The 12,922-nt window shown below is 62.9% G+C and carries 8 protein-coding genes and 3 tRNA genes; 2 read left to right on the top strand and 9 right to left on the bottom strand.

Annotation, left to right across the window (positions count from 1 at the left end; translation table 11 throughout):
- Positions 1 to 469: 469 nt before the first annotated feature.
- The gene (locus ASC98_RS30090; protein ID WP_157597914.1) at positions 470 to 943 is read right to left on the bottom strand and encodes a hypothetical protein; all 474 of its coding nucleotides are present in this window, start codon (positions 941 to 943) and stop codon (positions 470 to 472) included.
- An 819-nt stretch (positions 944 to 1,762) separates the two neighbouring features.
- Between ASC98_RS30090 and ASC98_RS30085 the strand changes: the two genes are divergently transcribed.
- Positions 1,763 to 2,581 carry a hypothetical protein gene (locus ASC98_RS30085; RefSeq protein ID WP_157597913.1) on the top strand — a complete coding sequence of 273 codons (819 nt, stop codon included), beginning with the start codon at positions 1,763 to 1,765 and terminating at the stop codon, positions 2,579 to 2,581.
- A gap of 71 nt (positions 2,582 to 2,652) precedes the next feature.
- On the top strand, positions 2,653 to 2,973 hold the full coding sequence (locus ASC98_RS31520) for a transposase (RefSeq protein WP_235581181.1): 321 nt from the start codon (positions 2,653 to 2,655) through the stop codon (positions 2,971 to 2,973).
- 154 nt (positions 2,974 to 3,127) lie between these two features.
- Here the strand turns inward: ASC98_RS31520 and ASC98_RS05455 are convergent.
- The 8 genes from ASC98_RS05455 to ASC98_RS05420 all read right to left on the bottom strand — a co-directional run bounded on the left by ASC98_RS05455 (position 3,128) and on the right by ASC98_RS05420 (position 12,921).
- Positions 3,128 to 3,201 (bottom strand) — tRNA-Cys (locus tag ASC98_RS05455).
- Positions 3,202 to 3,289: 88 nt separating this feature from the next.
- Positions 3,290 to 3,365: transfer RNA gene (locus tag ASC98_RS05450), tRNA-Gly, on the bottom strand.
- 151 nt (positions 3,366 to 3,516) lie between these two features.
- On the bottom strand, positions 3,517 to 5,955 hold the full coding sequence (gene lon, locus ASC98_RS05445; RefSeq protein WP_056808499.1) for an endopeptidase La: 2,439 nt from the start codon (positions 5,953 to 5,955) through the stop codon (positions 3,517 to 3,519).
- Between the two features lie 113 nt (positions 5,956 to 6,068).
- A complete protein-coding gene (gene clpX / locus ASC98_RS05440) occupies positions 6,069 to 7,334 on the bottom strand; it encodes an ATP-dependent Clp protease ATP-binding subunit ClpX (protein WP_056808498.1) in 1,266 nt (421 codons plus the stop codon).
- A 156-nt stretch (positions 7,335 to 7,490) separates the two neighbouring features.
- Positions 7,491 to 8,114 (bottom strand): ATP-dependent Clp endopeptidase proteolytic subunit ClpP, encoded by a 624-nt coding sequence (gene clpP, locus ASC98_RS05435; RefSeq protein ID WP_056808496.1) that lies wholly within the window; start codon positions 8,112 to 8,114, stop codon positions 7,491 to 7,493.
- A 138-nt stretch (positions 8,115 to 8,252) separates the two neighbouring features.
- Positions 8,253 to 9,560: a trigger factor gene (tig, locus tag ASC98_RS05430; protein WP_056808494.1), complete on the bottom strand. Its 1,308-nt coding sequence runs from the start codon at positions 9,558 to 9,560 to the stop codon at positions 8,253 to 8,255.
- A gap of 29 nt (positions 9,561 to 9,589) precedes the next feature.
- A tRNA-Leu gene (locus ASC98_RS05425) sits at positions 9,590 to 9,676 on the bottom strand.
- Positions 9,677 to 9,750: 74 nt separating this feature from the next.
- Positions 9,751 to 12,921, bottom strand: a complete 3,171-nt coding sequence (locus tag ASC98_RS05420; protein ID WP_056808492.1) for an efflux RND transporter permease subunit — start codon at positions 12,919 to 12,921, stop codon at positions 9,751 to 9,753.
- Position 12,922: the final 1 nt, after the last annotated feature.

Genomic DNA, 12,922 nt, shown 5'->3' with positions numbered 1-12,922 from the left:
CAGCACCGCCGTCCTCGCAGCGATCGCCTCGTTCTTCGTCTTCGTCTTGCTTGGCATACATGCTCCTGGTCGTCATGCTATGCCTCGCACACAAAATTACTGACAGGCTCCGGCATCGCTACTAAAAACGCTTCGTCAGTCTGCATGGCTTGGCAACGGCCCCGCACCGTTGCCAGGATACGGGCTCGCCGGAGCGCGCCCGGCGGATGGGACTCGAACCCGTGTCGTGGCTCTCGTGAGCAAGTTCAAGCAATGCTCCTCCAGTGGAGCACTTGGCTGCGACTTGCTGGAACGAGCGCATTCTTCCCACGATTTCCGCTGCACTCCCGCGGGACGCCACTGAAGCGATAGGCGCCATACTGTGACAGTGAACGAATGCCCGACGCCGCCCGACAACGACACGTACCGAATGTCACGTTTCTCGCGGTAGAGCTTGGCTTGCCTTCAACAAGATGCACAGCCTTGTGCCTCAGACTTTTGCAAGCGAAATGATTGCAACGTCGTTGCCCTTGAGGCTCCGAAAGTCATGAACTTGGAGAGAGTATTGGCGCGCGCCAAGCATGACGATTGGAGACTCGCCTTCCTTGAGCTGGGCGTTCTTGTCAGGTATACCGGGCGCTGAGAACACGACTCTGAGCACGCGCTTCCTTGCCTTGATCTCCTTGATCTGCAGCGTCATGACGAAATCGTCATCACGCACCTTGTACGATTCCCGCTCGACTACAGCCCGTTGGCTGAACTGGCGAAGCGGCTCGCCTGGAGGACCCACTACCCGTCCTTCCTCGCGATGGAAGAAGATGGCTGCAGCGCCTCCAACGGCAGTAATGAAAGCTGCCATGGCAGTGATGATTCCGGGAACGCTGCTCCAGAACGCAGGTGAAGTTACTCGTCCAGCTGAGTTGCTTCCCATGGTGCCGGCCCATAAATTGGTGTTGACTGACATTCAACAATCGCCACTACGCTTCGAGTTGTCATCCACCATGGTGAGGATGAATGGGACGGCATCGAGGTCCAGACTTGGCCATGCGGAGATAGCAACGTCCTACTTGATAGGCATCGGCAATGCCGCCGTGGCAGGTTGATTGGTGGAGCGGGCTTGGCCAACTCTTTTTTGCCTCGCTCTCGACCACCTGCTTAGAAGTCTGGTCGTCAACCGAGAGCAGCAGCGCCTGCGCGCGTCCGCTGTCTAACTGATGGTCCGCGTGGGGAGGCAGTCAACTCGCGGGTCGCAGCGACTCGGTTAGACGCGAAGAAGTGGCTGGCTGATGGGACTCGAACCCACGACAACAGGAATCACAATCCCGGGAGAGAAGCGAGCATTGGCGCGGTCGCGCAGCTCCGTCGCGGGAAATACTTTGGCCCTCCAAGCCGCGCCAAAGCTCGCGCACAGCAGCGCCATTCCCATGTCAGGAAGATCGCCGGAGGCCGCTTTTGGGAGGGCAACACCGTCGATACACTGGGTAACAGCGGGACTGGAGTCCCTGCCCACCATCACGGGCTTCGCTGCTCCCAAGCTGTGCATGGTCGTTGACCCTGCCGGACTACGGGAGGGAATGAATGGCGAGAACGTTCACCGCACTTGTTCCGCAAACGCGTTCATGATCTCCCGGGGCTGGACAGACAAGCAGCCTGAGAGGCCGCTGCCATGACGCCATAAGGGCGAATTTCCTCCTGCCAGCCGGTATGCCTGAACATAGTCAGGCGTCGAGTCGCGGACCTGACGCCCGACGCTGATCGACCACCACGTGCGACAGGGGGAAATATGCAGAATTTGAAACGTAGAACGCTGAGTTCAGCCGGTTTCGGACGGCGTGTCATCGGAATCGGACCGCCGTGCGGCGGCGCGATTTCCGTCCCGCTGTTTAAAAGTGTTCAAGGCGTCGGCGAACGAAGTTTCTCGACATACCTTCCAAATACCGGCGGTGGACCGACCAACGATGTTCTCGCCAGTTCGGCCAAACAGTTCGCGGACCGCTTGGGTATTCCTTACGTCAGCCCCCATGAACTTCGCTCGATGCCCAAGGAAGCTGTTAAAGATTTGGTGAAGAGATCAGGCAAACTGTGCATAGTCTTCGACCAAGCAACGGCTGGCCGTCTGGCCTCGGTCCATAAAGACATCGTACAACATGGGATCGTTAGGGCCATTGCTCCGGTTTTGTTGTCCCAGCAATATGACCGTATAGCGACGCTGACCGACCGTGCAGAAAGAAAGCGCCAAATGGAGGATCTCGAGAAGGAGACCGCCATCGTCATGAGCAACTCATCGCAGGTGAGCCTCGTGCAGTGCAGCGGTGAGGAAAATGCGGAAGCTCTTTCGCTTGTATTGCCTGATGTTCCCGTCAGCAGCACCGAAAGGCATACCAAGGTAAAGCTGCTTCCCATGAATTTCTCTCCCGATAAAGTAATATCAATCGGATGCATGGAGGGAGAATTATATTATGCGTATCCGGACAAGGAAATCTCGAAGTACATAGTGACGTATGTCAATGGCAACCGGGTTCTCAAGACAAATACAGATTCCACTGCATCAGGCACCGACATCGAAATTCTGGCCCGCGACCTCAAAAAACCTGCCGACTGAATTCACTACACCTTTTACCAACGGGCACTTCTCGAAACCTCCCGCACGTCCTGCCCAGCTGAGCTGGCAGGATGGCGAGCATCATCACCCCGCGCATCAAACCTTCGACCTTCTGGCGGCGCCATCGCCGCACAGTCGATGCGGCCTGCCCGCGATCGGATCGCAGCAAGGGCGGACGTCCTCCGTCCCGACCGAGATCATGGTGCGCTTGCTGCATCCAGTCGCTGTACAACCGGAGCGACGAAGACTGCGAGTACCAGGTGCTGGACCGCATGAGCTTCCAGCGCTTCTGCCGGCTCGATGGCGCGCTGCACATCCCGACGCGCGCACGCTGTGGAAGCTCCGCCGGCACGATGCCGCGTGACCGCAGCGCCGCGAGTTGGTTACCGTAGGTGCGCGCCTCGCGCCTTAGGACCGATCCGTTGCGCGGCAGCGCTGCTACCAACACGCGATAGCAGCGCGCCGACTCGTGGTCATTGTTGGCACTTGGAAGTAGAAACGCCTCGCACTGCGAGGCGTCCAACTGCTTGATTCACTAAGGTTCTTTGGAGGCGCGGGCCGGAGTCGAACCGACCTACACGGATTTGCAATCCGGTGCATAACCGCTTTGCTACCGCGCCCCGCTTAACTTGTCTTGCCTGACGCTCTTGCGTCACGCTCGTGCGTCATCTAGGCAAAAAGGGAAGCCCGAAAGCTTCCCTTTGAATTTGGAGCGGGAGACGAGGCTCGAACTCGCGACCTCAACCTTGGCAAGGTTGCGCTCTACCAACTGAGCTACTCCCGCTTTGCCGGATCTTTCGATCCCTTGATCAACTCGCTCTGCTTGCTTGAAGCTCTCGCTTCGCTGCAGTTGCTTTGCTGTATCAACCAAGACTCACAGTATATGTTCAAAATCGGCCGATCCGCAAGACCGGCCGTTTTTTTTCGAACTTTCTTCAGTGCTTCAGCGCGTCGGTCGCAGGCGCAGTGGCCGGTGCCGCAGGCGTGGCCGCAGCTTCGGCCTTGCCATCGACCTTCGGTACCTCTTCGTCAGCCAGCGCTTGCGGTGCCGACTCGAGGGCGATCTCCAGCACCTGGTCGATCCACTTCACCGGCACGATCTCGAGATGGTTCTTCACGTTCTCCGGAATGTCCTGAAGATCCTTCGCGTTCTCCTCCGGGATCAGCACCGTCTTGATGCCGCCCCGGTGAGCCGCGAGCAACTTCTCCTTCAGGCCTCCGATGGCCGTGACCTCGCCACGCAGCGTGATCTCGCCGGTCATCGCCACGTCGGCACGCACGGGGATGTTGGTCAGCGCCGACACGAAGGCCGTCGTCATCGCAGCACCCGCGCTCGGGCCATCCTTCGGCGTCGCGCCATCGGGCACGTGGATGTGGATGTCGCGCTTCTCGAACATCTCGTCCTTGATGCCCAGGCGGCGTGCCCGGCTGCGCACCACCGAACGTGCCGCCTCGACCGACTCCTTCATCACGTCGCCCAGCGAGCCCGTGCGGATGATGTTGCCCTTGCCCGGCATCACCGCGGTCTCGATGGTCAGCAGATCGCCGCCCACTTCCGTCCACGCGAGGCCGACCACCTGGCCGACCTGGTTGCGCTTCTCGGCCTGGCCGTAGTTGAAGCGGCGCACGCCGAGGAAGTCGTTCAGGTTCTCTTCGCTGACGACCATCTTGCCAACTTGCTTCTTCAGCTGGATGCTCTTCACCACCTTGCGGCAGATCTTGGACACCTCGCGCTCGAGCGAACGCACGCCGGCTTCACGCGTGTAATAGCGGATGATCCCGCGGATCGCCGACTCGGTGACCTCCATCTCCTCGTCCTGCACGCCGTTGTTCTTGCGTTGCTTCGGCAGCAGGTAGCGCTGGGCGATGTTGACCTTCTCGTCCTCGGTGTACCCCGCCAGGCGGATCACTTCCATCCGGTCCAGCAGCGCCGGCGGAATGTTCATCGAGTTCGACGTGGCGATGAACATCACGTCGCTCAGGTCGAAATCGACCTCGACGTAATGGTCGCTGAAGGTGTGGTTCTGCTCGGGATCGAGCACCTCGAGCAACGCGCTCGAAGGATCGCCCCGGAAGTCCATGCCCAGCTTGTCGATCTCGTCGAGCAGGAACAGCGGATTGCGGGTGCCGACCTTCGACAGGCTCTGCAGCACCTTGCCCGGCATCGAGCCGATGTAGGTGCGGCGGTGCCCGCGGATCTCGGCCTCGTCACGCATGCCGCCCAGCGCCATGCGGACGAACTTGCGCCCGGTGGCGCGCGCCACGCTCTGGCCGAGCGAGGTCTTGCCGACACCCGGGGGGCCGACCAGGCACAGGATCGGCGCCTTGACCTTGTCGACACGCTGCTGCACCGCGAGATACTCAAGGATGCGGTCCTTGACCTTCTCGAGGCCGTAGTGGTCCTCGTTCAGCACCGCCTCTGCATTCGGCAGGTCATGCTTGATCTTGGTCTTCTTGGTCCACGGCAGGTTGATCAGCGTGTCGATGTAGTTGCGCACGACAGTCGCTTCGGCCGACATCGGCGACATCAGCTTGAGCTTCTTCAGCTCGGCATCGACCTTCTTGCGGGCCTCCTTGGGCATCTTCGCCGCAGTGATCTTCTTTTCCAGCTCCTCCATGTCGGCGCCTTCTTCGCCGTCACCGAGTTCCTTCTGGATCGCCTTGACCTGCTCGTTCAGGTAGTACTCGCGCTGGCTCTTCTCCATCTGGCGTTTCACGCGACCGCGGATGCGCTTCTCGACCTGGAGGATGTCGACTTCATGTTCGAGTTGCTCGAGCAGCTTCTCGAGCCGCTTGTCGACCGCGAACAGGTCGAGCACCGACTGCTTGTTCTCGAGCTTCAGCGGCAGGTGCGCCGCAATCGTGTCGGCCAGGCGGCCGGCATCGTCGATGCCCGCGATGGAGGTCAGGATCTCCGGCGGGATCTTCTTGTTGAGCTTGACGTACTGGTCGAACTGCTGCGTCACCGCGCGGCGCAGCGCCTCGACCTCGGGCTTGGCCTCGGTCTCGGGCGGCACCGGCGTCACTTCGGCCATGAAGTGCTCGCCGTTGTCGCTGATCGAATGCGTGTTGGCGCGCTGGATGCCTTCGACCAGCACCTTCACCGTGCCGTCGGGCAGCTTCAGCATCTGCAGGATGCTCGAGACGCAACCGACTTCGAACATGTCGTCGGGCTTGGGCTCGTCCTTGCCGGCCGCGCGCTGCGCGACGAGCATGATCTGCCGGCCGGCTTCCATCGCGGCTTCGAGCGCCTTGATCGACTTCGGGCGCCCGACGAACAGCGGGATCACCATGTGGGGGAACACCACCACGTCCCGCAGCGGGAGCAGCGGCATCGTGATGGGCTCGGCGGGCAAAACGGGATGTCCGGACATTGGAACCTCTCTTTCTCAAGCCCATCTAGGGCTCAAGCATTCGTTTGCAAGGAGCCGGCGCAGTGTGGCGCACCGGCAAACATCAGGATCCGTTGTCTTGGCGATGGCCCTGTTCAGGCACTGGCCTTCTGCTCTCGGTAGACGAGCAAGGGCTTGGTGTCTTCCTCGATCGTGTGCTCGTCGAGCACCACCTTCGCGACGCCGTCGAGCGTCGGCAGTTCGAACATCGTGTCGATCAGCGATTGCTCCATGATCGAGCGCAGTCCGCGTGCCCCGGTGCGGCGTGCCAGCGCCTTGCGGGCGATGGCGGCGAGCGCCGAAGGACGCACCTCGAGCTCGACGCCGTCCATCGCGAACAGCTTCTGGTACTGCTTCAGCAGCGCGTTCTTCGGCTCGGTCAGGATCTGCACCAGCGCGTCGTCGGTCAGTTCGCCCAGCGTGGCGACCACCGGCAGGCGGCCGACCAGTTCGGGAATCAGGCCGAACTTGATCAGGTCTTCGGGCTCGACCTCGCGGAACACCTCGGACACGCGGCGTTCCGACTTGGTGTGCACGGTCGCCGCGAAACCGATGCCCGATTTCTCGGAGCGGTTCTGGATGACCTTCTCGAGGCCGTCGAACGCGCCACCGCAGATGAACAGGATGTTGGTCGTGTCGATCTGCAGGAAGTCCTGGTTCGGGTGCTTGCGGCCGCCCTGCGGCGGCACCGAGGCCATCGTGCCTTCGACGAGCTTCAGCAGCGCCTGCTGCACGCCCTCGCCCGACACGTCGCGCGTGATCGACGGGTTGTCGGCCTTGCGCGAGATCTTGTCGATCTCGTCGATGTAGACGATGCCGCGCTGCGCCTTCTCGACGTCGTAGTTGCAGTTCTGCAGCAGCTTCTGGATGATGTTCTCGACGTCCTCGCCGACGTAGCCCGCTTCGGTCAGCGTGGTGGCATCGGCGATCACGAACGGCACGTTGAGCAGGCGCGCGAGCGTCTGTGCCAGCAGCGTCTTGCCCGACCCGGTGGGGCCGATCAGCAGGATGTTGCTCTTGCTCAGCTCGACCTCGTCTTTCGACGACGCCATGTGCTTGAGCCGCTTGTAGTGGTTGTACACCGCCACCGACAGCGTGCGCTTCGCGGTGTCCTGCCCGATCACGTATTGATCGAGGCTCGCCTTGATCTCGCTGGGCACCGGCAGGTCGGACTTGGTGGCGCGGGCCTCGGCGGTGTCGGCCGGCACTTCATCGCGAATGATGTCGTTGCAAAGCTCGATGCACTCGTCGCAGATGAAAACCGACGGACCGGCGATCAGTTTCTTCACCTCATGCTGGCTCTTGCCGCAGAAGGAGCAGTACAGGACTTTCTCGCTGGAGGAGCCTTTTTTGTCGGCCATGGATGGATGCGCTGTGCGTTGAGAAGGCTGAGTCAATGATAGAGCAAAAGAATTCGGGCTCAGGCCGTAGAAAAGGGCCCCAAATGGGCCCCGTTCTACAGCTTTGTACGGTTTTCACCCCGGTTTTACCCGAGGCCCGTCGCCGGATCTGTCAGCTCATGTTGCAGCAGGCGGCGTGCGCTGCGTCAGCACCTGGTCGATCAGGCCGTACTCCTTGGCTTCTGTCGGATCGAGGAAGAAATCGCGTTCCATGTCGGCGCGGATCTTCTCGATCGTCTGCCCGGTGCGCTCGGCATAGATCCGGTTCAGTTGCTCGCGGGTCTTCAGGATCTCTCGTGCATGGATCTCGATGTCGGTGGCCTGGCCCTGCGCGCCGCCCGAGGGCTGGTGGATCATCACGCGCGAATTCGGCAGCGCGAAGCGCTTGCCCTTGGCGCCAGCCATCAGCAGGAACGAGCCCATGCTGGCGGCGATGCCCATGCACAGCGTGGACACGTCGGGCTTGATGAACTGCATCGTGTCGAAGATCGACATGCCCGCGCTCACCGAACCGCCCGGCGAGTTGATGTACAGCGAGATGTCCTTGTCGGGGTTCTCGCTTTCGAGGAACAGCAGCTGGGCCACGACCAGGTTGGCCGACTGGTCGTTGACCGGTCCCACCAGGAAGATGACCCGCTCGCGCAGCAGGCGGCTGTAGATGTCGTAAGCCCGTTCCCCGCGGCCCGACTGCTCGATGACGATGGGCACCATGCCCAGACTTTGTGTTTCCAGCGCGCTCATGATCGTCCTTGCGTCCTTGAGGAGGTTCGTGATAGTCCCACGGAGATTGGGTTTGATTATGTCGCGACAAGTCCGCGTTCAAAGAAAAGGGCGCCCAGGCCTTTCAGCCCGGCGCCCTTCGCATGGCGGTCGAAACGATCAGCCGGCCATCAGTTCGTCGAACGGCAGCACCTTGTCGGTGACCTTCGCCTTGCCCAGCACGAAGTCGGTCACGTTGTTCTCGATGACCACGCCTTCGACCTCGGCCATGCGCTCGCGGCTGCCCAGGTACCAGCGCACCACTTCGGCCGGCTTCTCGTAGCTCTGCGCCATCTCTTCGATGTGCGCCTGCAGCTGCTCGGGCTTGGCTTGCAGGTTGTTCGCGCGAACCAGCTCGGCGACGACCAGGCCCAGGCGCACGCGGCGCTCGGCTTGCGGCTGGAAGATCTCGGCCGGGATCGGCGCGGTGTCGGCATCCTTGATGCCGCGCTTCTTCAGGTCGGCACGCGCGCCTTCGGTCATGCGCTCGACTTCGCCGTTCACCAGCGAGGTCGGCAGGTCGAGCTCGGCGCTCTTGACCAGCGCGTCCATCACCGACGACTTGTTGCGGGCCAGCACGCGGAACTTGACCTCGCGTTCAAGGTTGCGCTTGATATCGGCGCGCAGCGCGTCGACGGTGCCTTCCTTGATGCCCAGCGACTTGGCCAGCGCATCGTTGACTTCGGGCAGGTTCTGCGCCTCGACCTTGTTCAGCGTGACCAGGAAATCGGCCTCCTTGCCGGCGACGTCCTTGCCCTGGTAGTCCTCGGGGAACTGCAGCGGGAAGGTCTTCGATTCGCCGGTCTTCATGCCGCGCACGGCCTTCTCGAAGGCCTCGAGCATCTGGCCTTCACCGATCAGGAACTGGAAGCCCTCGGCCTTGCCGCCATCGAACGGCACGCCGTCGATCTTGCCTTCGAAGTCGATCGTCACGCGGTCGCCTTCGGCGGCAGCCTCGCCCTGCGGGCGCTGCGCGAACGTGCGGCGCTGCTTGCGCAGGATGTCCAGCGTCTTGTCGATCGCGGCATCGGTCACTTCGGTGCTGACGCGCTCGACCTCGGCGGTCGACAGGTCGCCGAGCTTGACCTCGGGGTACACCTCGAAGACGGCGTCGAAGGCCATCTGGCCTTCGGGCGCGGTCTCCTTCTCGCTGATGCGCGGGGCACCGGCGACACGAAGCTTGGCTTCGGCGGTGGCTTGCGCGAACGCCTGGCCGACCTTGTCGTTCATGACCTCGTACTGCACCGAGTAGCCGTAGCGTTGCGACACCACGCTCATCGGCACCTTGCCGGGGCGGAAGCCGTCGGCCTTGACCGTGCGGGAGAGTCGCTTCAGGCGCGATTCGACCTCGTTGGTGATGGTGTCGGCCGCCAGCGTGAGCGTGATGCGGCGTTCGAGCTTCTCGAGGGTTTCTACAGTGACAGCCATGATTGTCTGGACTCTCTGGTTTCGTTAGCTGGTGCGCGGGGGGGGACTCGAACCCCCACACCATCGCTGGCGTCAGGACCTAAACCTGGTGCGTCTACCAATTTCGCCACCCGCGCACGGTGTTGCCTATACGGAATGAAAACAAGGGAAGCCGAAGCTTCCCTTTGGGCGATTCGGTAAACCGCGTAGTTTAGCTGCTTGCGGCCGCTCTTTCGGCTTCCGCCGGTTTGACGCGGAACCAGGCCGCATACATCGCCGGCAAAGCGAGCAGCGTCAAGGCCGTCGCGACGATCAGGCCGCCCATGATGGCGACCGCCATCGGGCCCCAGAACACGCTGCGCGACAACGGGATCATCGCGAGCACCGCGGCGGCGGCGGTCAGCACGATCGGGCGGAAGCGCCGCACCGCCGATTCGACGATCGCCTCCCAGGCCGGCACGCCGCGCGAGCGGTCCTGCTCGATCTGGTCGATCAGGATCACCGAGTTGCGCATGATCATGCCGGCCAGCGCGATCACGCCCAGCAGCGCCACGAAGCCGAACGGCCGGTTCAGCAGCAGCAAGGCCCCCGACACCCCGGCGATGCCCAGCGGCGCCGTCAGGAACACCAGGATCGAGCGGCTCACGCTGTGCAGCTGCAGCATCAGCAGCGTGAACATGATGAACAGCATCAGCGGCGCGCCGGCGGCGATCGAGCCGGTTCCCTTGCTGCTCTCCTCCACCTCGCCGGCGATCTCGATGCGGTAGCCGTCGGGCATGGTCTTCTGCAGCTTGTCGAGTTCGGGCCAGATCTGCATCGTCACGGTCGGGCCCTGGATGCCCTGCACCACGTCGCCCTGCACCGTGACCGCGTAGTCGCGGCCCTCGCGCCACAGCACGCCGGGCTCCCAGGTGAAGCCGATCTTGGCGATCTGCGTCAGCGGGATCGAGCGGCCGCTCGCGGTCGGCAGGTAGGCGTTGCCGATGTCGGTGATGGCATTGCGTTCGTCCAGCGGTTGGCGCACGACGATGTCGATCAGCCGGTCGGCCTCGCGGTACTGGCCGACGGTGTTGCCCGACAGGATGGTGCGCGACGCGGTGGCGATCGCCTGGCTGGTCACGCCGAGCGCGCGGGCCTTGTCCTGGTCGACTTCCAGGCGCAGCACCTTGACCGACTCGTTCCAGTTGTCGTTGACGCCGCGCATGTTGGTGTTGGTGCGCAGGATGTCCTTGGCCTTGTCGGCCCAGGCGCGGGCCTGCGCCGCATCCGGCCCCATCACGCGGAACTGCACCGGGTACGGCACCGGCGGGCCGTTGGGCAGCAGCTTGACGCGGCCGCGCACATCGGGGAACTCGTCGGCCAGCAGCGTCGGCAGCCTGCGGCGCAGTTCATTGCGCGTGGTCAAGTCCTTCGGGATCAGGATGACCTGGCTGACGTTGCTCTGCGGGAAGATCTGGTCGAGCGGCAGGTAGAAACGCGGCACGCCGCTGCCGACCCAGGTCGACACGTCGACGATGCCCGGCTCCTTGAGCATGCGGGCCTCGAAGCGCTTGGCCAACGCCTCGCTCGACTGGATGGTGGCGCCTTCGGGCAGCCACAGGTCGACCAGGATCTCCGGCCGGCTCGAATCGGGGAAGAACTGCTGCTGCACCTTGCCCATGCCCATCAGGCCGAGCACGAAGATGCCGATCGTGATGCCGATGGTGATCCAGCGGTGCTGCACGCACCAGTTCACCGCGCGCCGGAAGCGCGCGTAGAACGGCGTGTCGAACAGCTCGTGGTGCTCCTCGCCGCCATGCATCTTGCTGCGCACGTGCAGCAGCTTGGCGCCGAGGTACGGCACGAAGTAGACCGACACCACCCACGAGATCAGCAGCGCTGCGGTGGTCACCGCGAAGATCGCGAAGGTGTACTCGCCCACCGTCGACTTGGCCAGGCCGATCGGCAGGAAGCCGGTCGCGGTGATCAGCGTGCCGGTCAGCATCGGCATCGCGGTCACGTCGTAGGCGAAGGTCGCGGCGCGCATCTTGTCGTAGCCCTCTTCGAGCTTGCGCACCATCATTTCCACCGAGATGATCGCGTCGTCGACGAGCAGCCCGAGCGCGATGATCAGCGAGCCCAGCGATATCTTGTGCAGCCCGACGCCCCAGTAGAACATCGTGACGAAGGTGATCGCGAGCACCAGCGGGATCGTGATGCCCACCACCAGGCCGGGCCACACGTCGATGCGCAGCGGCCGCGTGTGCAGCCCCAGGCTGATGAAGCTGACGGCCAGCACCACCACCACCGCCTCGATCAGCACGTGCACGAACTCGCCCACCGAGGTGGTCACTGCCGACGGCTGGTCCTGGATCTGCGACAGCTCGATGCCGATCGGCAGCTCCTTCTGGATCTGCGACACGCGGGCCCTCAGCACCTTGCCGAGCTGGATGATGTCGCCGCCCTTGTTCATCGAGATGCCCAGCGCGATGACCTCGTTGCCCTGGTGGCGCACCTTGACGGCGGGCGGATCGACGTAGTCGCGCTTGATGGTCGCGATGTCGGACAGGCGCAGCGTGCTGGCAGTGCCGGTGCTGGCGTTGGTCGCGCGGATCGGGAAGGCCGCGAGTTCCTCGACCGAGTTGAACTGGCCGCCCACGCGCACCTGCAGGTTGTCGCTGCCGGCGTTCAGCACGCCGGCGCCTTCGACCGCGTTCTGCGCGCCGATCTGCGCGATCACCTGGTTGAAGTCCAGCCCCAGCGACGCGAGGCGCTTCTGCGAGATCTCGATGAAGATCTTCTCGGGCTGAGCGCCGAACACCTGCACCTTGGCGACGTCGGGCAGCTTCAGCAGCTTCTGGCGCACCTCTTCGGCACGCTGGCGCAGTTCTTCATAGGTGAACCCGTCGGCCGACAGCGCGAAGATCGAGCCGTAGACGTCGCCGAACTCGTCGTTGAACACCGGTCCGATCACGCCGGACGGCAGCGTCGAGCGCATGTCGCCGATCTTCTTGCGCGTCTGGTACCAGACGTTGTTGACTTCCTTCGGCGGCGAGTTGTCCTTGATGTTGAAGACCGTCAGCGACTCGCCCGGCTTGGTGTAGCTGCGGATCTTGTCGGCGTACGGCGCTTCCTGCAGCGTCTTCTCGATCTTGTCGGTGACCTGCTCGGCCATCTGCTGCGCCGTCGCGCCGGGCCAGTAGGCCTGCACCACCATCGCACGGAAGGTGAACGGCGGGTCTTCGTCCTGGCCGAGCTGGAAGTACGCGGCGAAGCCGAGCACCATCAGCACCACCATCAGGTAGCGCGTCAGCGGCTGGTGTTCCAGCGCCCAGCGGGAGATGTTGAAACGCGAGACTGGCAGCTCGTCGTGCGAGCCGTCGTGGTTGTCGTGGGAGCTCATG

The sequence above is a fragment of the Rhizobacter sp. Root1238 genome (assembly GCF_001425825.1).
Classification (GTDB): Bacteria; Pseudomonadota; Gammaproteobacteria; order Burkholderiales; family Burkholderiaceae_C; genus Rhizobacter.
This window is presented reverse-complemented; position numbering and strand designations above follow the sequence as displayed.

Coding starts and splice junctions, on each gene's coding strand:
- ASC98_RS30090 (WP_157597914.1), bottom strand. CDS start 943: ATGTCAGTCAACACCAATTTATGGGCCGGCACCATGGGAAGCAACTCA.
- clpX (WP_056808498.1), bottom strand. CDS start 7,334: ATGGCCGACAAAAAAGGCTCCTCCAGCGAGAAAGTCCTGTACTGCTCC.
- tig (WP_056808494.1), bottom strand. CDS start 9,560: ATGGCTGTCACTGTAGAAACCCTCGAGAAGCTCGAACGCCGCATCACG.
- ASC98_RS31520 (WP_235581181.1), top strand. CDS start 2,653: ATGGCGAGCATCATCACCCCGCGCATCAAACCTTCGACCTTCTGGCGG.
- ASC98_RS05420 (WP_056808492.1), bottom strand. CDS start 12,921: ATGAGCTCCCACGACAACCACGACGGCTCGCACGACGAGCTGCCAGTC.
- ASC98_RS30085 (WP_157597913.1), top strand. CDS start 1,763: ATGCAGAATTTGAAACGTAGAACGCTGAGTTCAGCCGGTTTCGGACGG.
- clpP (WP_056808496.1), bottom strand. CDS start 8,114: ATGAGCGCGCTGGAAACACAAAGTCTGGGCATGGTGCCCATCGTCATC.
- lon (WP_056808499.1), bottom strand. CDS start 5,955: ATGTCCGGACATCCCGTTTTGCCCGCCGAGCCCATCACGATGCCGCTG.